Origin of the sequence: Stutzerimonas decontaminans (assembly GCF_000661915.1) — a bacterium.
Taxonomy (GTDB): Bacteria; Pseudomonadota; Gammaproteobacteria; order Pseudomonadales; family Pseudomonadaceae; genus Stutzerimonas; species Stutzerimonas decontaminans.
The window spans coordinates 1,159,705-1,178,953 of sequence record NZ_CP007509.1 but is presented as its reverse complement, the minus strand read 5'-3'; the positions used below and the strand labels follow the sequence as shown (position 1 = coordinate 1,178,953).

General features: G+C 62.4%; 18 protein-coding genes. 12 read left to right on the top strand and 6 right to left on the bottom strand.

Translation table 11 applies throughout. The features are described from left to right. Nucleotides 1–282: 282 nt before the first annotated feature. Both UIB01_RS05420 and pyk read left to right on the top strand, forming a co-directional pair. The gene (locus UIB01_RS05420; RefSeq protein ID WP_038657601.1) at nt 283–1,554 is read left to right on the top strand and encodes a glycerate kinase type-2 family protein; all 1,272 of its coding nucleotides are present in this window, start codon (nt 283–285) and stop codon (nt 1,552–1,554) included. 31 nt (nt 1,555–1,585) lie between these two features. Further along, the gene (gene pyk, locus UIB01_RS05415) at nt 1,586–3,001 is read left to right on the top strand and encodes a pyruvate kinase (protein ID WP_038657599.1); all 1,416 of its coding nucleotides are present in this window, start codon (nt 1,586–1,588) and stop codon (nt 2,999–3,001) included. Between the two features lie 39 nt (nt 3,002–3,040). On the opposite strand, the gene UIB01_RS05410 is transcribed toward pyk, so the two are convergent. Beyond that, a complete protein-coding gene (locus tag UIB01_RS05410) occupies nt 3,041–3,265 on the bottom strand; it encodes a DUF2188 domain-containing protein (protein ID WP_038657597.1) in 225 nt (74 codons plus the stop codon). Between the two features lie 273 nt (nt 3,266–3,538). Here UIB01_RS05410 and hmpA point away from each other — a divergent pair, with 273 nt between their 5' ends. The 4 genes from hmpA (at nt 3,539) to pncB (ending at nt 6,920) form a co-directional block, all read left to right on the top strand. Then, nucleotides 3,539–4,717 carry an NO-inducible flavohemoprotein gene (hmpA, locus tag UIB01_RS05405; protein WP_038657594.1) on the top strand — a complete coding sequence of 393 codons (1,179 nt, stop codon included), beginning with the start codon at nt 3,539–3,541 and terminating at the stop codon, nt 4,715–4,717. Between the two features lie 51 nt (nt 4,718–4,768). After that, nucleotides 4,769–5,002, top strand: a complete 234-nt coding sequence (locus tag UIB01_RS05400) for a hypothetical protein (protein WP_038657592.1) — start codon at nt 4,769–4,771, stop codon at nt 5,000–5,002. Between the two features lie 233 nt (nt 5,003–5,235). Further along, nucleotides 5,236–5,406: a con-10 family general stress protein gene (locus UIB01_RS05395; protein WP_038657590.1), complete on the top strand. Its 171-nt coding sequence runs from the start codon at nt 5,236–5,238 to the stop codon at nt 5,404–5,406. 311 nt (nt 5,407–5,717) lie between these two features. After that, nucleotides 5,718–6,920 (top strand): nicotinate phosphoribosyltransferase, encoded by a 1,203-nt coding sequence (gene pncB, locus UIB01_RS05390; RefSeq protein WP_038657588.1) that lies wholly within the window; start codon nt 5,718–5,720, stop codon nt 6,918–6,920. 34 nt (nt 6,921–6,954) lie between these two features. Here the strand turns inward: pncB and UIB01_RS05385 are convergent, their stop codons facing one another. Further along, nucleotides 6,955–8,154: a GGDEF domain-containing protein gene (locus UIB01_RS05385; RefSeq protein ID WP_038657586.1), complete on the bottom strand. Its 1,200-nt coding sequence runs from the start codon at nt 8,152–8,154 to the stop codon at nt 6,955–6,957. 336 nt (nt 8,155–8,490) lie between these two features. Here UIB01_RS05385 and UIB01_RS05380 point away from each other — a divergent pair, with 336 nt between their 5' ends. Continuing rightward, nucleotides 8,491–10,401 (top strand): autotransporter domain-containing SGNH/GDSL hydrolase family protein, encoded by a 1,911-nt coding sequence (locus tag UIB01_RS05380; protein ID WP_038657584.1) that lies wholly within the window; start codon nt 8,491–8,493, stop codon nt 10,399–10,401. A gap of 58 nt (nt 10,402–10,459) precedes the next feature. On the opposite strand, the gene UIB01_RS05375 is transcribed toward UIB01_RS05380, so the two are convergent. Further along, complete coding sequence (locus UIB01_RS05375; protein ID WP_038657582.1) at nt 10,460–11,377, bottom strand: hypothetical protein; 918 nt, start codon at nt 11,375–11,377, stop codon at nt 10,460–10,462. 348 nt (nt 11,378–11,725) lie between these two features. On the opposite strand from UIB01_RS05375, the gene UIB01_RS05370 reads away from it, so the two are divergent. After that, entirely contained in the window at nt 11,726–11,998 is a 273-nt protein-coding gene (locus UIB01_RS05370) for a hypothetical protein (RefSeq protein WP_038657580.1), read from the top strand. A 5-nt stretch (nt 11,999–12,003) separates the two neighbouring features. Here the strand turns inward: UIB01_RS05370 and UIB01_RS05365 are convergent, their stop codons facing one another. After that, the gene (locus UIB01_RS05365) at nt 12,004–12,894 is read right to left on the bottom strand and encodes a LysR family transcriptional regulator ArgP (RefSeq protein ID WP_038657578.1); all 891 of its coding nucleotides are present in this window, start codon (nt 12,892–12,894) and stop codon (nt 12,004–12,006) included. A 92-nt stretch (nt 12,895–12,986) separates the two neighbouring features. Here UIB01_RS05365 and UIB01_RS05360 point away from each other — a divergent pair, with 92 nt between their 5' ends. The 4 genes from UIB01_RS05360 (at nt 12,987) to UIB01_RS05345 (ending at nt 17,726) form a co-directional block, all read left to right on the top strand. Beyond that, complete coding sequence (locus UIB01_RS05360) at nt 12,987–13,595, top strand: LysE/ArgO family amino acid transporter (protein ID WP_038665426.1); 609 nt, start codon at nt 12,987–12,989, stop codon at nt 13,593–13,595. Nucleotides 13,596–13,989: 394 nt separating this feature from the next. Continuing rightward, nucleotides 13,990–14,571: a superoxide dismutase gene (locus tag UIB01_RS05355; RefSeq protein WP_003294652.1), complete on the top strand. Its 582-nt coding sequence runs from the start codon at nt 13,990–13,992 to the stop codon at nt 14,569–14,571. A 292-nt stretch (nt 14,572–14,863) separates the two neighbouring features. Further along, on the top strand, nt 14,864–16,924 hold the full coding sequence (locus UIB01_RS05350) for a putative bifunctional diguanylate cyclase/phosphodiesterase (protein WP_038657574.1): 2,061 nt from the start codon (nt 14,864–14,866) through the stop codon (nt 16,922–16,924). A 118-nt stretch (nt 16,925–17,042) separates the two neighbouring features. After that, nucleotides 17,043–17,726 carry a spermidine synthase gene (locus UIB01_RS05345; RefSeq protein WP_038657573.1) on the top strand — a complete coding sequence of 228 codons (684 nt, stop codon included), beginning with the start codon at nt 17,043–17,045 and terminating at the stop codon, nt 17,724–17,726. A 14-nt stretch (nt 17,727–17,740) separates the two neighbouring features. Here UIB01_RS05345 and UIB01_RS05340 read toward each other — a convergent pair whose 3' ends face one another. Together UIB01_RS05340 and UIB01_RS05335 are read right to left on the bottom strand one after the other, a co-directional pair. Further along, the gene (locus UIB01_RS05340; RefSeq protein ID WP_038657570.1) at nt 17,741–18,634 is read right to left on the bottom strand and encodes a GIDE domain-containing protein; all 894 of its coding nucleotides are present in this window, start codon (nt 18,632–18,634) and stop codon (nt 17,741–17,743) included. Between the two features lies 1 nt (nt 18,635). Next, a complete protein-coding gene (locus UIB01_RS05335) occupies nt 18,636–19,208 on the bottom strand; it encodes a LemA family protein (protein WP_038657568.1) in 573 nt (190 codons plus the stop codon). Nucleotides 19,209–19,249 lie beyond the last annotated feature (41 nt).

Sequence of the window (19,249 nt, the reverse complement as noted above, 5' to 3'; positions counted from 1 at the left end):
GGACAGACAGACCGGGTGGTGGGTCACCGCAACGCTCGGCTCCAGCGACGCTCAAAGGGTTGGATTGCAGGTGCGTGGGGTAGGAATCATCGCGTCTCCCCACGACCAGTGCCCCGCGCACCTGCACACCAACCGCCGTCTGCGGACGGCATCTTTTCGATTCGCCCGGCACTAGGAGTCACGGCCCGACTGCCGGGCGGGTCGATTTCAACCCTTAGCGCTTGCATTGCCGAGCCCTAAGGTCTGCAATCGGCCTCTGCAAAAAGAACCAAGGAGCCAGAGATGCCCATCGATCCCCAAGCCCTGCTGCGCCAGCTGTTCGACAGCGCCATCGAGGCTGCTCATCCGCGCCACGTGCTCGCCGACCATCTGCCCGAAGACCGCAGCGGTCGGGCCATCGTCATCGGCGCCGGCAAGGCCGCCGCGGCCATGGCCGAAGCCATCGAGCAGGTCTGGGAAGGCGAGCTGTCCGGCCTGGTGGTGACCCGCTACGAACATCACGCCGATTGCCGCCGGATCGAGGTGGTGGAGGCCGCGCACCCGGTACCGGATGACGCCGGCGAGCGCGTCGCCCGCCGCGTGCTGGAGCTGGTCAGCAACCTCGAGGAAAGCGACCGGGTGATCTTCCTGCTCTCCGGCGGCGGCTCGTCGTTGCTGGCATTGCCGGCCGAAGGCATCTCGCTGGCCGACAAGCAGGCGATAAACAAGGCGTTGCTGCGCTCCGGCGCGCACATCGGCGAGATGAACTGCGTACGCAAGCACCTCTCGGCGATCAAGGGCGGTCGCCTGGCGAAGGCCTGCTGGCCGGCCAGCGTGTACACCTATGCGATTTCCGACGTGCCCGGCGACGAGGCCACGGTGATCGCTTCCGGGCCGACCGTGGCTGATCCGACCACTTCGGCCGAGGCGCTGGCAATCCTCGAGCGCTACCACATCGAGGTGCCGGCCAACGTGCGCGCCTGGCTCGAAGACCCGCGTTCGGAGACCCTCAAGCCGGGCGACCCGATGCTCTCGCGCAGCCACTTCCAGATGATCGCCACACCCCAGCAATCGCTCGATGCCGCCGCCGAGGTGGCCCGCGCCGCTGGCGTTACCCCGATGATCCTAGGTGATCTGGAAGGCGAAGCACGCGAGGTGGCCAAGGTGCATGCCGGCATCGCCCGCCAGGTGGTGCTGCACGGCCAGCCGATTGCGGCGCCCTGCGTGATCCTGTCCGGCGGCGAGACCACCGTCACCGTGCGCGGCAACGGACGCGGCGGGCGCAATGCCGAGTTCCTGCTCGCCCTGACCGAAGCGCTGCAAGGCCTGCCGAACGTCTATGCGCTGGCCGGCGACACCGACGGCATCGACGGTTCGGAAGACAACGCTGGCGCGCTGATGACCCCGGACAGCTTCGCCCGTGCCGAAGCACAGGGCCTGCGCGCCGCCGATGCGCTGGCCAACAACGATGGCTACGGCTACTTCGCCGCGCTGGACAGCCTGATCGTCACCGGCCCGACGCGCACCAACGTCAACGATTTCCGCGCCATCCTGATCCTGCCGCCGTCCGTTTAGGGCGCGGCGCTCACCTGTCAGCGAGCCTGCCATGACACCCGACAAGAAGGTCAAGATCCTCGCCACCCTCGGCCCCACCACGCGCAGCGTCGATGACGTGCGCGCCATGGTGCACGCCGGAGTGAACCTGTTTCGCCTGAACTTCAGCCATGGCGAGCATGCCGACCATGCCGAGCGCTTCGCCTGGATCCGAGAGGGGGAACGCGAGCTGAAGCAGCCAATCGGCATCCTCATGGACCTGCAAGGACCCAAACTCAGGGTTGGCCGATTCGCCGCGGGCAAGGTACGGCTGGAGCGTGACCAGGCCTTTCGCCTGGATCTGGACCCGACCCCAGGCGACAACCGCCGTGTAAACCTGCCGCACCCGGAGATCATCGCCGCGCTCGAACCCGGCATGCAGCTGCTGATCGACGACGGCCGACTGCGCCTGACGGTGACTGCGCGTCATGCCGACGCAATCAACACCCGTGTGCTGGCTGGCGGCGAGCTGTCCGACCGCAAGGGTGTCAACGTGCCGGAAGCAGTGCTGGAACTAAGCCCGCTCACGGAGAAGGACCGTCGTGACCTGGCGTTCGGCCTGCAACTGGGCGTTGATTGGGTGGCCCTGTCCTTCGTCCAGCGCCCGCAGGACATTCATGAGGCACGCAAGCTGATCGGCGAGCGCGCCTTCCTCATGGCCAAGATCGAAAAGCCTTCGGCGGTGGACCATCTGCGCGAGATCGCGCGGCTCTCCGACGCGATCATGGTGGCGCGTGGCGACCTGGGCGTGGAAGTGCCGCCAGAGAACGTGCCGCGCATCCAGAAGAACATCGTGCGCATCTGCCGTCAGCTGGGTCGCCCGGTGGTGGTGGCGACGCAAATGCTCGAATCCATGCGCTTCGCCCCGGCGCCGACCCGCGCCGAAGTCACCGACGTGGCCAACGCGGTGGCCGAAGGCGCGGATGCGGTGATGCTGTCGGCAGAAACCGCTTCCGGCGACTACCCGCTGGAAGCAGTGAGCATGATGAGCAAGATCATTCGCCAGGTGGAAAGCGGCCCGGACTTCCAGGCCCAGCTCGAGGTGCACCGGCCGAGCGCGGAGGCGACGCTGTCCGATGCCATCAGCTGCGCCATTCGCCGCATCAGCGGCATCCTGCCGGTGGCGGTGTTGGTCAACTACACCGAGTCGGGACGCTCCAGCCTGCGTGCCTCGCGCGAGCGCCCGGCGACGCCGATCCTCAGCCTGACGCCGAGCGCCGCCACCGCGCGCAAGCTCACCGTGGCCTGGGGCGTTTACTCGGTGGTGGATGCGCCGATGCGCGACATGGAACAGGTCTGCGGCCACGCCCTGGAGCTGGCCCGCGCCCAAGGCATGGCCGGGAGCGGTGACACCGTGCTGATCACCGCGGGTGTACCGCTTGGCCAGCCGGGCACAACCAACTCACTGCGTATCGAGATACTCGACTAGCCTGGCTGCCGGCCATTCGCTGCTGATGGACCAAGTCGCTCAGCCCCTGGTCTCCAGCGGGTTCTGCTCCTGCGGATAGCGATGCTCCTCCTCGATGCTGCCGTCATCGCCGTGAACATTCACCAGCGCGGTGCGCAGCTTCATGTAGTCGTGCGTCTCGTCGAGAATGTCCTGTCGGTTCCCGGCTTCAAGCAACGCGCGCTGATCGCCTTCTTCGCGTAGCACCCAGCGGTCATCTTCGTGAGTGATGTGATAGATCTCCATGGCCCTCTCTCCTGCTGTTGAATGAAATATCGCGGATCGCCCCTGGTAAGAAAGCTGCCAGCGGGCGAGGTTCGATCGTCACCGCCAAGGTGATTTCGACCCTTTAAGGTCCATATCACCATGAAAAGCCAAGGTTCTTTTTACCTCGCACACCCTGCAAACCTTGATTCAAGTCAATTTTCGACCTGGAACGATTGTTGAAAGCCTCTATGGCAGAACGTTTCGTGTTCGCCCCGCGAATACAGGACGACTTTCCCATCAGAGGAGTTAGCAATGCTTTGCGCTGAACAGACTGCCCTAATCAAAGCCACCGTGCCGCTGCTGGAGAGCGGTGGCGAGGCGTTGACCACACATTTCTACAGGTTGTTGCTCACCGAACACCCCGAGGTGCAGCCCTTGTTCAATCAGGCTCACCAGGCCAGCGGCGAGCAGCCACGCGCCTTGGCCAACGGCGTACTGATGTATGCCAAACATATCGACCGCCTCGAAGCGCTCGGCCCACTGGTCGCTCAGATCATCAACAAGCACGTCGCCCTGCAGGTGTTGCCCGAACATTACCCGCTGGTGGGCTCCTGCCTGCTGCGCGCCATCCGCGAAGTACTGGGCGAGGAAATCGCTACCGACGCGGTGATCGATGCCTGGGGCGCCGCCTATCAGCAGCTGGCTGACATCCTCATCGGCCAGGAGGAACAGCTCTATCAGTCCAAGGCCGAGGCCGTCGGTGGCTGGCGCGGCGCACGGCGTTTTCGCATTGCCCGCAAGGTAGTCGAAAGTGACGAGATCACGTCCTTTCACCTGCAACCGGAGGACGGCGGGCCGCTAATGGAGTTTCTGCCCGGCCAATACATCGGCTTGCGCCTGCAAATCGACGGCAACGAGGCGCGCCGCAACTACTCGCTGTCCGCCGCAGGCAATGGCAGCGAGTACCGCATCAGCGTCAAGCGCGAGCCCGGCGGCGTGGTGTCCAACGCCCTGCACGACATGTCGGAGGGCACGGTGCTGGAACTGTTCGCGCCTGCCGGCGAGTTCACCCTGCAACCCAGTGAGAAGCCCTTGGTGCTGATCAGCGGTGGCGTGGGTATCACGCCTACCCTGGCAATGCTGGAACAGGCACTGGCCAGCGCCCGGCCGGTGCATTTCATCCATTGTGCTCGCAACGCCGGAGTGCATGCGTTCCGTCGCAGCGTGGATGCGCTAGCCGAGCGCCACGCGCAGCTCAAACGTTTTTATTGTTACGAGGAACACGCCGCCACAGAGCCCGCGCCTGATGCCGTCGGCCGACTCAGCGAACGTCAGCTGGGCGAATGGCTGCCGGCCGATCGTGATGTCGATGCGTACTTCCTCGGGCCAAAACCATTCATGGCTGCAATCCGCCGCCAGCTCAAAGCGCTTGGCGTGCCTGAGCACCAGACGCGCTACGAGTTCTTCGGTCCCGCTTCAGCGCTCGATTGATCCATTCGGAGGCTCGCTCGCTGCGAGCCTCGCTTCAAAGGAGATTCGGTCATGCTCTATCGCCTTTCCGCCCCGCACCGCCTGATGCGTACCGCCAACGCGTTGATGATCGCCGGTGTGCTGCTCCTGCTGGCAGGAATCAGCGGCGCTTACCTGTTCGATCAAAACCTTGCACTGAGCAGCATCGTCGCCTGCCATGCGTTGGTCATCCTCGGCCCCACTGCTTTAAAGATCGGCTATGTGATGCGTCTTCTCGCCGAGCGCAGCGAGAAACTCGCCGCCTGAGGTGCAAGCAGCTGCATCCTGCTTGGCTACAGATAATTAAAGCTGCCTTAACTTTGCCGCTTCGCCTGTAATTCCACTCCGCCATAGTCCTACATGACATGGGGAAAACCATTCGTCTATACGTTTTTATTCTTCGAAACTCCTATCGCCGGACTCCCTCTGACACAGGGAGGCTGATGGATCTCTTTCTTCAGCCCTTTGTGAAAGTCTCTATCCACTGAGGAGAAAAAGACATGGCAAATAGCAACCCTGGCAACTTCGCCAACGATAAAGAGAAAGCATCAGAAGCTGGCCGCAAAGGCGGACACAACAGCGGCGGCAACTTCGCCAACGACCGCGAGAAGGCCTCCGAAGCTGGCCGCAAAGGCGGCCAGAACAGCCACGGCGGCGGCCGCAGCAGCTAAAGGCTGACGGTATGAACAGGGGCAGGCGCCTAATTGGCTCCTGCCCTTCTTTTATTTTGAAAGCGGTAACGATTCCCTAAACAGCGGATTATCCTATTTGTCTTTATACAGCTCGTCCCGAACAGCCAGATCGAGGCCAAAGCAATATATAAAATAAATATAAATAAGTTCAGCAGTCTCGACACTTACCCCAACTAACTGCAATTACGCCACCGCATCTACCGGACATCAGGCGTCACCGAACCATCGAACTCGACCTGCTCGTGCCGTTTGTCGCTATTATCAGGAGACTTTCCAACTTGGAGTAGTCGATGAGCAGCAGCGCATTTTCCGAACGAATCATCCAGAGCCTGTTGGATACCGACTTCTACAAGCTGACCATGATGCAGGCGGTGCTGCATCACTACCCCAACGCAGAAGTCGAGTGGGCGTTTCGCAGTCGCTCCGGCGAAGACCTGACGCCGTTCCTCGATGAAATCCGCCAGCAGATCGAGGTGCTTGCCGACCTGCAGATGACGCCTGAAGAGCTGGCCTTCCTCGAGTGCATCCCCTACATGCAAGCGGATTTCATCCGCTTTCTTGGCCTGTTCCGCTTCGATCTGCGTTACCTGCGCATCGGCATCGAGGACGGCGAACTGGTGATTCACCTGCGCGGTCCCTGGCTCCACGTGATCCTGTTCGAGGTGCCGCTGCTGGCCATTGTCAGCGAGGTACGCAACCGCGCCCGCTACCCGCAGGTGACGATGGAGCAGGCAAGCGACCGGCTGGATGAAAAGCTGAGCTGGTTGCGTCGCCAGGCCAGCACCGAGGAACTGGCAAACTTCACCCTCGCGGACTTCGGCACGCGCCGGCGCTTTTCCTATGCCGTCCAGGCGATGGTAGTAAAACGACTACAAAGCGATTTTCCGGGCCGCTTCGTCGGCACCAGCAATGTCCATCTGGCGCGCACGCTACAGGTAAAGCCAATGGGCACCATGGCCCACGAATGGATCATGGCGCATCAGCAGCTCGGCCCGCGACTGATCGACAGCCAGGCCGCGGCGCTTGATTGCTGGGTACGCGAATACCGCGGGGCGCTGGGTATCGCACTGACCGACTGCATCACCATGGATGCCTTTCTGCGCGATTTCGATCTCTACTTCGCCAAGCTGTTCGACGGCCTGCGCCATGACTCGGGCGACCCGCTGGTCTGGGCCGAGAAGGCCATCGCGCACTATCAACGCCTGGGCATCGACCCACGAACCCGTCAGCTGATCTTTTCCGACGGCCTGAACCTAGCCAAGGCGTTGGAGATCCACCGCGCCCTGGCCGGTCGCACCCATGCCAGCTTCGGCATCGGCACGGGCCTTACCTGCGACATCCCCGGTGTCGAGCCGACCAACATGGTCATCAAGATGACCGCCTGCAATGGCCAGCCGGTGGCGAAACTGTCGGATTCACCGGGCAAGAGCATGTGCCGCGACGCCGCGTTTGTCAGCTATTTGCGACACGTGTTCGATGTTGCCGAAGGCTAAGGCGGCGCCGCTGCGCCTGCGCGCCGACGACGTCCTAGCCGCCCAATGCCAGCTTGCCGCCCCTGGTCTGTCGATCAGGCTGCTCGGCGGCGCAAAGGCGGTTGCGTCCGCCGGTCTTTGCGCAATACATGCGGCGGTCCGCTAGCTCCAGCAGCTCCCGGTAATCTACGGCCTGATCGCTGCAGCGCTCGGCCAGACCAATGCTTGCCGTGAGCGCCGAACCGTCCGGACGTGAGCCAAGGCCCAGGCTGACAATGCGCTCAAGCGCTTGGTGCGCCTGCTGCATGTCGGTGTCCGGCATGATCAGCAGAAACTCCTCGCCGCCCCAACGCAACAGGCTGTCGGATGCGCGCAACCGTGCCACCAGTTGCCTCGCCGCCTCGCGCAGCACGTGATCTCCGGCTTCGTGGCCATGGTTGTCATTGATCGACTTGAAGTGATCAAGATCAATGAACGCCAAGGCCAGAGCGCCGTTCTTGCGCTGCGCACTGTCCCACTGCAAACGGAGAATTTCCTCACCGCTGCCCCGGGAAAACACGCCAGTGAGCGGGTCGCGGATCGCCTGGCGCACCAAAGCAAACATGAACGCCAGCTGGCTCATGCTGGCCAGACTGGCGACGCCGGCAATCAGGATCAGCAGCCAGAACGCCCCGGCAAAGGACGGCCAATTGAGCGTTGCCCAGCTGAGGTAGCCGGCCAGCGCCTGCGCCATCAGCAGCAGGCAGGCAAGCACCAGGTTTTCCACCAGGGTCAGGGGGAAAATGGTCAGTCCCGCCATCAGCACGAACGGGAGAAAGGCATAGCCGGCGCCGACCACCGCGGAGAACTGCGCCAGCTGGTAACTGCCGAGCAACGAATGCGAGGCGATATAAAAGATGGTCGGGATGGCGAACAGGATGGCGATCGCGCGGTAGGCGTCCAGCAGGTTGCCGCTCGGGCGATAGAACAACAGCAGGCAGGTGAAGGCCAGGCAGGCCATCATTCGGAAACCAGCCAGCGCCGCCCATAGCCGGGGCTCGAACACCACCAGATCGATCAGGCTCCACAGGGGAGTCAGCACGGCGAACAGAAAGGCGAACAGGCGTACACGGTTGACGATCAACGTCGCGCGGCGCTGGCAGAGCAGCAGCGGATGACGCCGCGGTTCGAGTAGATGACGCAGTTCATCAGGCTTGAGCTCGCTGGGCAGCAGCGAGCTCAGACGGTCACGTAACAGATCGAGAAACGCTGGCATTTATTGTTGTGCTCCCAGGCCGGGACGGTTTCTTAGCGCAGCCCGCCGCTTCGGATGCCGGCGGCTGACCCTTCAACTTACTTTTCAAAGCAATCGCTGCGGCACTCGGCTCGCAAGGCGAAGCCGACGGATGGTACGCAGCTGAACGGCAGATTCCTTTGAGCCACGGCAATGAATTGGAGGCAAATAGCCAGTACGCCTTAAGAGGGAACCGTCAGGCGAGAACGATTCGCCCTTTCGAGCGCTTATCCGCACCGCTTCCAGCCATTAGCGTGGCTGGGTCGCCGGCTCCGGCGTGGGCGACGTATCCACAAGAAAAACAATAAGGAGATACCCGTGCAAAGCACTCTCAAGCCACTTGCGGCAGCCATTTTGCTTACCTGTGCGGCGGGACCGGCTACCGCTAACAGCGGTCCGTTCAGCCAGTTCATCGTCTTCGGCGACTCGTTGAGTGATGCGGGCAACTTCCCGGATCTGCAAAGCCCCACACTCGGTGGCAATCCCACCGGCGGCCTGCGCTTCACCAACCGCACCGGGCCCACTTATGGCGCAGGCGAATATATCGGTGAAGTCGGCACGCAACGTCTGGCAAGCATGCTGGGCCTTCAGTCGTTACCCTCCACGCCGCTGTTACCGGCACTACTCACAGGCAATCCGGACGGCACCAACTATGCCGTTGGTGGCTATCGCACCGACCAGATTCTCGACTCGATCAACTTTGAATCGACAGTGTCCGCGGGCGGCACTACCCGCACTCGTCTGGGGTATCTGATTGAGAATCCACGGGTCGATAGCAATGCGCTCTATTACCTGAATGGCGGCGGTAACGACATCTTTCAGCTCAATACCAATCCAGTGACGATGGCTCAGGCCGCCGGCAATCTGGTCGCCGGCGTTGGTGCGCTGCAAGCTGCTGGTGCCCGCTATATCATCGTCTCCGATCTGCCCGACGTCGGCACCACCCCGCTGGGTGCCCTTACCGGCCAGGCAGCGGCGTTCAACTTCCTGAGCGACCAGTTCAATGCCGAACTGGCCAGCCAGTTGCAGGCGCAGGGCGGCAACTACGTGCTGGTAAATAACCGCCTGCTGCTCGCCGAAGTGCGCGCCGACCTGGCTGCGTTCGGCTTCGACCCGAATGTGGCGCAGACCGCCGTATGTTTCGACCCTTCAGCCGCCAACTGCCTGCCTGATCCGACCTACAGCCTCGGCGGCACTGTGCCGGACCCGAATCGTCTGATGTTCAACGATGCCGTACATCCGACCACCGCAGTTCATCAGATCAGCGCCGATTATCTTTACTCGATCATCTCCGCTCCGTGGGAAGTGTCCCTGCTGCCGGAAATGGGTCGCTCGGCATTGCGCGCTCACCTGCAGCAGCTGGACAACGAGCTGTCCGCCCAGCGTGGCGACTGGCAGGCGGTCGGCGCCTGGCGGACCTTCATCCAGGGCGGTTACAACCGACCTGAGTACGACGGTTACGGTGGCGGTGACGGTAGCGGTCTGAGTCTGTCGCTTGGTGTTACCCAGCGTCTGAGCGAGACGTGGCTGGCTGGTGTCAGCCTGGGTCTGGCGGAAAACTCACTGGAACTGGGAAGAAACGACTCCGACTACGACATGCGCAGCTATCTAGCCACGGCTTTTGCACGCTACGAGCAGCAGCGCCTGTTCGCCGACTTCAGTCTCAGTGTCGGTTACCTCGATTATCACGACCTCAAGCGCACCTTTGCCCTCGGCATCACCGAACGCGCCGAAAAGGGCGACACCGAAGGTACGCTCTGGGGGGCGGCCGCCAAGGCCGGCTTCAACCTCATGCAACCAGGCGACCAGTTGCAGTTCGGCCCGTTCATAGGCGCGAGCTACCAGAAGGTCGACGTCGACGGTTACAGCGAGCAAGGCACGCGATCGACGGCGCTCAGCTATCACGATCAGGAACTGAAATCGCTGCGTCTGTCACTCGGACTTTTCGGCGACTACGCCCTTACCGACCGCACACGGTTGTTCGGCGAAGTGGCGCGGGAAGTGGAGCGTGAGGACGAAGACCGGAAAGATCTGCGCATGTCGCTGAACAGCGTACCGGGCAATAGCTTCGAGCTGCCGGGGGCAGTACCGACCGGCGATCAGACGCGCTTCAGCCTTGGCCTGGCGCACCGCTTGACGCCCGGTCTGGCCTTGCGCGCGAACTACCATTATCGCGGTAACGACAACCGCGACCACGGGCTTGGGCTGTCACTGGCCTGGGACTTGTAAGGGGCGCGCGAAACGATGAAGCCGCCGCCGCGAAAGGTGCGGCGGCGGACTGCTGTGGTCAGCGACCGTCGATCTGCCCTTGCAGATTGGCAATCTGACCCTGCATGGCGTTGATGGTACGGGTGACCTGAGCGCGGAAGGAGTCGAACTCGGCGGTGTTGGTGGCGCTCGGAGGCGGACGGTTGTCCACTTCACTGCGCAGCACCAGGATGTCCTGTTCCAGACGGCTGATCGCCTGGCTCTGATTGCCGCCCTGCTTCAGCGCGGCCACATCCTTGCTCAGGCTGTCGAGCCGCCCTGCCAGCTTGGCCTGCTCGTCCAATGTCGACTTCAGTGATGCCTGCTCGCTGCCGAGTGTCTTGACGGTTTCCGCCAAGGTCGCGGTAGTGCCCTGCTGAGCCTGGAGATCGCTGCCCAGACGCTCGAGGCGGCGACCCTGCTCTTCCATGCGCTGGTCCTGATTACCCTGCCTGCCGGCCAGACTCTGCTGCTCGGTAGCGAAGGCTTGCTGCTTGCGCGCGAGTTCCACAGTCTGCTGTTCCAGCTGCTTGATGCGCAGCTTCACCGCCTCGCTTTCCGTGGTCACGTTGGATTCGGTCGCAACGACCTTGCCGGAAATGTCCTGCAACCGCCCCGCGGCATCTTCGCTGATGCGAGCGAAGCTCTCCTGGGTCGCGACCAGCTGCATTTCCAGCATCGCGATTTTCTGATAGCTCCACCAGCCAAGCGCGCCGAGGCTGATCAACAAGGCCAGCACCATGACCCACAACGGAGCCGCGCTTGCTCGGCCGCCGCCGCCACCGCCACCGCCACCGCCTGCTGCACGACGCTTCTGCCGTGAGCGACCATCTTCGGGAGGTTCGGCAGCTGTACGCCGAATCGGCTCGAGATCCGGCGCCGGATAGGGCTCCACGCGATCACGGCCTGCGGTCAGGCTGGGGATGTTGTCCAGTTCGTCGTGAGCATCGTTGCGCATGGGTTACCTTCAATGGCGCGGAGCGAAAAACAGCGCGCAGTATAACGATTCGGAACCCAGCCATCAGCGACAGCAGGTTTACCGACGAAATGCACCGCGGTAGAGCATCGCACTGCTTGTGAAATGCATCACGGTGCACCGAAAAGCGAGTTCGATTCACGGCGTGGCGTTTGCGCATCGAGCCTACGACCTGACGCAAAACCCTGTAAGCCGCACCGGTCGCCCCATGCGCTCGTTTTCCAGGCGCACCTACGCGACTTGGTACGTAGCTTGCTGTGTTTCCCATGCCAGCGGATAGACACTTCCGACAGGGACGTTGGGCCTTAGGGCAATCACGAGGAACACAGCATGGAGCTGAACAAAGCGGTTATCGACTGCATGCGCAGCCTGCGACGCAGACTTCGCGATGAGCAGCAGCTCGACATCCACCTCAACCAGCCCGACGCGGTATCGGCCATGCTCGCCGGGTGTATGCGCTCGAACGACGAGCTGACTCGCGAACTCGGCCGACAGCTCGCCACCTTCAGCGAACAGTTGCCGGCACCGGCACCAGTGCCGCCATCACCCAGCTCCAGCAGCACCACCGTGCGCATCTATCGGGGCCAGCGCGTTCTCGCCTGAACCTGTCAGTCGACCAGCAGCCAGTCGCTGGTACAACGCACCAGATGACGGGTCAGCTCATCGAGCAATTGCCCGCCATTACGCCAGTGGTGCCAGTACAACGGCACGTCGATCGGCGGTCCGGACAGCACATCGACCAATTCCCCGCGCGCAAGTTCGCCGCGCACTTGTAATTCCGGCACCAGCCCCCAGCCCAGCCCGCTCTGCAATAACCGCACAAAACCCTCTGAGGACGGGCATAAATGGTGAATGAATGCCTCGCCCCCGCCAACGGCCGCCATATAGCGATGTTGCAGCTGATCGTCCGGGCCAAAAACCACAGCCGGTACACGCGCCAGATCACTGGCAACTGCCGGGCGCTTGAAATGACGACTGACGAACGCCGGACTGGCCAGCGCGCGATAGCGCATTGCGCCGAGAAACTGGCTGCGCGCCCCCGCTAGCGGGCGCTCCGCAGCGCAGACGCAGGCGGCCACTTCCCCGGCGCGCATCCGCTTGAGCCCGACCGCCTGGTCTTCCACAACGTGGTCGAGCAATACCCGATGCTCGGCGCAGAACGGCGCCACTGCCCCGGCCCACCAAGTCGCCAGGCTGTCGGCATTCAGGGCGATCCGTAATCGCTCTGGCAAGCGGTTCTCATCTAGCGCCGGGACCTGCCCCTGCAGATCGCGCTCGAGCAGCCGCACCTGCTGGACATGGTTAAGCAAACGCTGGCCCAGCTCGGTGGGCCTGGGCGGTGCCTCGCGCAGCAGTACCGGCTGACCAACCCGCGCCTCGAGCAACTTGATCCGCTGCGATATGGCCGATTGCGAAAGCCCAAGCGCCTGCGCCGCACGTTCAAACCCGGCCTGCTCCACGACCGCCGCAAGTGCGGCGAGCAATTTGTAATCGAACATCAGTTTTCCTAATGACACCTGACCATAATTTGTTTCTCTTATAGCTCGACGCTTAGCAGACTCGCCAGCAGAAAATGAATGAGGCGCTGGGCATGAATGCGATCTGGCAAAGCTATATCAACGGGTTACTGGTGGCTGCGGGCTTGATCATGGCCATCGGTGCGCAGAACGCCTTCGTCCTCGCGCAAAGCCTGCGTCGCGAACACCATCTGCCAGTCGCAGCGCTGTGCATCGTCTGCGATGCGTTGCTGGTTAGTATCGGCGTGTTCGGTCTGGCGGCCGTATTGGCAAGCAATCCGCTGCTGCTGGAAATTACCCGCTGGGGTGGCGTTGCCTTTCTGATCTGGTACGGCACCCTCGCGCTACGGCGCGCGGCCAAGCCGCAAAGCCTGCGCAGCGCCGACGCGCAGCCGCGTCCGCTGCGCGCAGTATTGCTGGCGGCACTCGCCGTGACACTGCTCAACCCGCACGTCTATCTCGACACGGTGGTGCTGATCGGATCACTCGGTGCGCAGCAGCCCGAGCCGGGCGCCTATACGCTTGGCGCCGCCAGCGCCTCGACACTGTGGTTCATGACACTCGCGCTCGGCGGTGCCTGGCTTGCTCCCTGGCTGGCCCGTCCGCTGACTTGGCGTCTGATCGACCTCGGCGTCGCCGCCATGATGTTTGCCATCGCCGCGCAGCTGGCATTCGCCGGCTGACGCGGTGCGCAACATCCTATTGCGAGCCAATTAGCAGCTCGGACGGAACACCATTGCGTGCGACGCGGTCCACGCAGGGCTCAGCCCGTCATTCGCAACCGATGCATCATCACCGCCCCCTTTGGAACCTTTATTCCATACAGTTGCCGCGTGGTTTTGCCGCAGGTCGGGTGCTATGATCGCTGGCTCGCAGACATGGAGCGGAAGGCTTCAGTCTGCCTGTTCGGCCGACCGTGAACGGCCAGAGATTGCGCAAGCATGTAGCGAGCGAAGGGAACGACAGAGGTCAGGGCAGGACGCGCATTCACACCTGCTCACCGGCATGTCCGGCACGCCTCGTACGCTCCTTCCAGCTGGCCGCATCAATCCTCGACACCTGAGTAGGAGATACATCATGGCTTTCGAATTGCCGCCGCTGCCGTACGAAAAGAATGCTCTCGAGCCGCACATGTCCGCCGAGACGCTCGAGTTCCACCACGACAAGCACCACGCTGCTTACGTGACCAACCTGAACAACCTGATCCCGGGCACCGAGTTCGAAGGCAAGGATCTGGAAAGCATCATCAAGACCTCCTCCGGTGGCATCTTCAACAACGCCGCCCAGGTCTGGAACCACACCTTCTTCTGGAATTGCCTGGCACCGAACGCCGGCGGCCAGCCGACTGGCGCCCTGGCTGATGCCATCAACGCCTCGTTCGGTTCCTTTGACAAGTTCAAGGAAGAGTTCACCAAGACCGCAATCGGCACCTTCGGCTCCGGCTGGGCCTGGCTGGTGAAGAAGTCCGACGGCAGCCTCGGCCTGGCCAGCACCATCGGTGCCGGCAACCCGATGACTGCGGGCGACAAGCCGCTGCTGACCTGTGACGTCTGGGAACACGCCTACTACATCGACTACCGCAACGCTCGTCCGAAGTTCGTCGAAGCGTTCTGGAACCTGGTCAACTGGGACTTCGTCGCGAAGAACTTCGCAGGCTAAGCCACCCGGTCAGCAGTAATGAAATGCCCGCACTCGACGCGGGCATTTTCATTTAAGGCTTCACCATCATCTGCCGCTATACATTTGCAGCCCCATAAATTGTCGCAGCCCTACTGCATCGGTAATCGGCGCGCAATCTTTCCTTAGGATTACGCCTTTGGGCTTGCATCCTAAGTCGTACTGCCGGCACAGTCGGAGCTTGCTGAACTACTGGATTTAATTGCCTTTGACGATTGCCGAATGACTAACAATACTTCCGCAACCGAGCGTCGGCACGGAAAAGGACCTTCATTTGAAGCTGGAAATGCGCAATAGCCTGTCGCGTAAGCTCCTGCGTGTCGTCCTGCTATCGGCGCTTGCGGTAGGGCTGGTGCTGAGCTGCGCGCAGATCATTTTCGGCGCCTACAAGGCGCGCCAGCTGATCGAATCAGACGCCCAACGCATTCTGCGCATGACCCGCGACCCGTCCACTCAGGCGATCTACAGCCTTGACCGCGAGATGGGCGCGCAAGTGATGGAAGGACTTTTCCAGCACGAATCGATTCGCATGGCATCCATCGGCCACCCGGACGAAGGCATGCTGGCACTGAAAATCAGGCCACCCATCGACCTGCCGACACGCTGGCTGACCGACCCGATCCTCCACCGCGACCGGCAGTTCTCGATCCCCCTGATCGGCAAACCGCCTTACAACGAGTATTACGGCGAACTGCGCATTACCCTGGACACCGCCCAGTACGGCCAGGAGTTCGTCAACGACTCCGTCGTCATCTTTATCCTCGGCATCCTGCGCGCTCTGACCCTCGGCTTTGTGCTTTTCCTGATCTACCAGTGGCTGCTCACCCGACCGCTGACCAAGCTCATCGAACACCTCGCCCAGATCAACCCGGACCGGCCCGGCGAGCATAAGCTGCCGATGATCAGGGGCCACGAACGCAATGAGCTGGGCCTTTGGGTGGAAACCGCCAACGGCTTGCTCTCGTCCATCGAACACAACATGCACCTGCGTCAGGAAGCTGAAAGCAGCCTGCATCGCATGACCCAGTACGACTCGCTGACCGGTCTGCCCAACCGGCAGCAGCTGCAAAGCCAGCTTGACCATATCCTCGACGAGGCGCGGCGCCTGCAGCGACGCATTGCCGTGCTCTGCCTGGGCCTGGATGACTTCAAAGGCGTCAACGAGCAATACAGCTACCAGGCCGGCGACTACATGTTGCAGGCTTTGGCTGACCGTTTACGCGCCGCGGAGACTCGACTGGGGGCCCTGGCGAGACTGGGCGGCGACCAGTTCGTACTTGTGCTGAGCGGTATCGAGCAGCCTTACGAGGCCGCCGAACTGGCGCAGGCACTGCTGGACGACCTGGAGAATCCCATTGAGCTCGATGGACACCTGATCCGTCTGCGCGCCACCATCGGCATCACGCTTTATCCGGAGGACGGCGACAACACCGAGAAGCTGTTGCAGAAGGCCGAGCAGACCATGACGCTGGCCAAAAGCCGCTCGCGCAACCGCTACCAGTTCTATGTGGCCAGCATCGACAGTGAAATGCGCGCTCGCCGGGAGCTGGAGAAGGACCTCAGCGAAGCCCTCAAACGTAACGAATTCCATTTGGTCTACCAGCCGCAGGTCGACTACCGGCAGAACCGTATTACTGGCGTCGAGGCACTGATTCGCTGGAAGCATCCGCAGGGCAAGCTGGTGCCGCCGGACCTGTTCATTCCTCTGGCCGAACAGAACGGCAGCATCATCGAGATCGGCAAGTGGGTACTCGATCAAGCCTGCAGCCAGCTGCGCCAGTGGCACGCTCAGGGTTACACCGGTTTACGCGTGGCGGTGAATCTCTCCACGGTGCAACTGCGTCATCCGCAGCTGCCGGCGATGATAGGCGAGCTGTTGCAGGAACATCAGCTGCCCGCCGAAACCCTGGAGCTGGAAGTGACCGAGACCGGCCTGATGGAGGACATCGATGCGGCGGCGCACAACCTGCACAGCCTGCGGCGCTCCGGTGCGCTGATTGCGATCGATGATTTCGGTACCGGATACTCCTCGCTCAGCTACCTCAAGAGCCTGCCGCTGGACAAGATCAAGATCGACAAGAGCTTCGTCCAGGACATTGGCCAGGACGAAGGCGCAACCATAGTCCGAGCGATCATCCAGCTGGGCAAGAGCCTGGGTATGACGGTGATCGCCGAGGGCGTCGAAACGCCAGAGCAGGAAGCCTACCTGATCGCCGAGGGCTGCCAGGAAGGCCAGGGGTACTACTACAGCAAGCCGCTCGCGGCGCGTGATCTCGACCTGCTGCTACGCCAGTCGACCCCCTTTGATCGGGCGGTCAATTCGGAACTCCGCTAGCACGCCGAGGCCGGCGCGCCGCTCGGCAAGGTTTGCAGCCGAGCTGCTGGCCAGTCGCAACGACTTGCGCCACACTTCTCGCCTTTTCGGCCGACCCACGGCCTAAGACGAGTCCTCAATGAAACGCTTCGTACTCCTGGATACCGCCGCGATCCCCACTGGCGGCGCCTTGTGCCTGTTCGAATATGGCGATGACTTCGTCATCAAGATCCAGGGCGGAAACGGCAATCAGCTGATGAATACCCGCACCCATGGCTCGGAAGACGCGCTAGCGGAGATCCCCTGCAAACGGATCGCCGCACGCGCGCAGGCACGGGTGCTGATCGGCGGACTGGGTATGGGCTTTACTCTGGCTTCGGCGTTGCGCCATCTCGGCCCGGACGCCGAGGTACTGGTCGCCGAACTGGTACCCGGCGTGATCGAGTGGAACCGCGGCGCGCTTGGCGAGAAATCCGGCCATCCGCTGCGCGATAGCCGTGCCAAGGTGCTGAATCAGGACGTCGCCGAGCTGCTGCAGGATCAAGCCCAGGGCTTTGATGCGATCATGCTGGATGTCGACAACGGCCCGGAAGGCCTGACGCAAAAGAGCAACAGCTGGCTCTACTCATTGGACGGACTGAATGCCTGTGCCCGCGCGTTGCGACCGTCCGGTGTGCTCGCGGTCTGGTCGGCCAGTGCTGACCGCGCCTTCTCCGACAAGCTCGCCAAGGCCGGCTTCAAAGCCGAAGAAGTGCAGGTACTCGCTCACGGCAACCGTGGCACGCGTCATACCATTTGGATCGCCGAAAAGCGCAAGCGCTGAGCGACAGCTGACGGCTACCAGGCGGTTATACCCAGCTGCATCGCCAGCCATACCGCACCAGCCAAACACATCACCGCACCTCTCGCCGCCTGCCAGTAGAAGCGCCGGGTGATGACCTCCTCGCCGTGACTGGAAAGCACGAAGGGCAGCGCTTCGCTGGGGCGAGCCATTTGATGCTGCTCCGGGGCGGCGCTGCTCTCGCGATGACGATCCTCTGCCTCGAGCCGCGCCGCCAGTCGGACGCGGTTCCATTCATGCTCGTCGAGCTGCCCGTCGGCATTGCTGTCGAAGCGCTGCAGCAGACCGGCGTAATCACCCTTCCACTGCCGGATCACTTCGCGCTTGGCTGACGATAGATCAAGGCCGTGGCGCCCGCCGCCGGTGGTGCGAAAGTCGCCGATCGCATACAGCGGTTCACCCTCGTGCAGCCGTTCCTCGGTGTAGCGATAGCGTTTGCCGCTGCTCAGCAGGCCCAGCCAGCCGCTTGGTGCGATACCGCGCGGATGACGCAGGCTGCCCGTCCAGACCTTGCGAAAGGCCGGGTGCACCTCGGCACCGCGCGGGTCGATCAGGCACTCACCAGTGGCATCGGCCAGACGCAGCCAGGCTTCGCTGGTGCCCCGCTCAAGCACGCTCCAGCTGCTGCGCTTGCCGTTGGAGCGATACTCCTCGATGCAGTAGCGCCACCATAAACAGGGCTCACCGGTAAGCGGCGCTACCGGTTGCGGCACGGCCAGCTCACGCAGCATGCCAACCAGTTCGACGTAGCCTTGGGCCGCCGAGCGGATGCGCGAAGTCGGCGTATCGAGCAAATGGCGCGCACGCGACCAGCGACTGATGCAGAGCCAGGCGCCGCCAAGACAAAATGCAGTGGCTAGGGCAAAAGTGAAGACTTGGCCGAGATCCATTTCAGCCGAAGAGCGCCTTCAGATCGACGTCGGCTTTCTCCGCCTCGCTGAACTGCAGCAATGCGGCTTCCTTGAAGCCGAACGCCCGCGCCAGCAGCACATCGGGGAACTGCTCAATGCGCACGTTGTTCAGGTTGACCGCCTCGTTGTACAGCTCGCGACGGTCGGCGATGCCACTTTCCAGCCCGCTGATACGTTGCTGCAGGTGACGGAAACTGTCGTTGGCCTTGAGCTCCGGGTAGTTCTCAGCCAGCGCGAACAACCGGCCCAGGCCGGCACGCAGCCCGGTCTCGGCCATCCCCAGCGCACCGACATCGCCCTGCTCCCGCGCGCTAGACACCGCATTGCGCGCACTGATTACCTGCTCCAGCGTATTACGTTCGTGCTGCATGTACTGCCGACAGGTTTCCACCAGTTTGGGTAGTTCTTCATGGCGCTGACGCAGCAGCACGTCGATGTTCGCCCAGGCCTTGCCGACGCCGTGCTTGAGGCGCACCAGGCCGTTATAGAGGATCACCGCATAGGCGGCGACGAGAAACAGCACCACCAGCACAACCACCGCGCTCAGGCTCATGACATCTCCATATCTGGGCTTCAAAACGCCAGCATTCTACC

Bases quoted from the DNA above. Each gene is read 5' to 3' on its own strand.
- UIB01_RS05420 (WP_038657601.1), top strand. From the start codon at position 283: ATGCCCATCGATCCCCAAGCCCTGCTGCGCCAGCTGTTCGACAGCGCC.
- pyk (WP_038657599.1), top strand. From the start codon at position 1,586: ATGACACCCGACAAGAAGGTCAAGATCCTCGCCACCCTCGGCCCCACC.
- UIB01_RS05410 (WP_038657597.1), bottom strand. From the start codon at position 3,265: ATGGAGATCTATCACATCACTCACGAAGATGACCGCTGGGTGCTACGC.
- hmpA (WP_038657594.1), top strand. From the start codon at position 3,539: ATGCTTTGCGCTGAACAGACTGCCCTAATCAAAGCCACCGTGCCGCTG.
- UIB01_RS05400 (WP_038657592.1), top strand. From the start codon at position 4,769: ATGCTCTATCGCCTTTCCGCCCCGCACCGCCTGATGCGTACCGCCAAC.
- UIB01_RS05395 (WP_038657590.1), top strand. From the start codon at position 5,236: ATGGCAAATAGCAACCCTGGCAACTTCGCCAACGATAAAGAGAAAGCA.
- pncB (WP_038657588.1), top strand. From the start codon at position 5,718: ATGAGCAGCAGCGCATTTTCCGAACGAATCATCCAGAGCCTGTTGGAT.
- UIB01_RS05385 (WP_038657586.1), bottom strand. From the start codon at position 8,154: ATGCCAGCGTTTCTCGATCTGTTACGTGACCGTCTGAGCTCGCTGCTG.
- UIB01_RS05375 (WP_038657582.1), bottom strand. From the start codon at position 11,377: ATGCGCAACGATGCTCACGACGAACTGGACAACATCCCCAGCCTGACC.
- UIB01_RS05370 (WP_038657580.1), top strand. From the start codon at position 11,726: ATGGAGCTGAACAAAGCGGTTATCGACTGCATGCGCAGCCTGCGACGC.
- UIB01_RS05365 (WP_038657578.1), bottom strand. From the start codon at position 12,894: ATGTTCGATTACAAATTGCTCGCCGCACTTGCGGCGGTCGTGGAGCAG.
- UIB01_RS05360 (WP_038665426.1), top strand. From the start codon at position 12,987: ATGAATGCGATCTGGCAAAGCTATATCAACGGGTTACTGGTGGCTGCG.
- UIB01_RS05355 (WP_003294652.1), top strand. From the start codon at position 13,990: ATGGCTTTCGAATTGCCGCCGCTGCCGTACGAAAAGAATGCTCTCGAG.
- UIB01_RS05345 (WP_038657573.1), top strand. From the start codon at position 17,043: ATGAAACGCTTCGTACTCCTGGATACCGCCGCGATCCCCACTGGCGGC.
- UIB01_RS05340 (WP_038657570.1), bottom strand. From the start codon at position 18,634: ATGGATCTCGGCCAAGTCTTCACTTTTGCCCTAGCCACTGCATTTTGT.
- UIB01_RS05335 (WP_038657568.1), bottom strand. From the start codon at position 19,208: ATGAGCCTGAGCGCGGTGGTTGTGCTGGTGGTGCTGTTTCTCGTCGCC.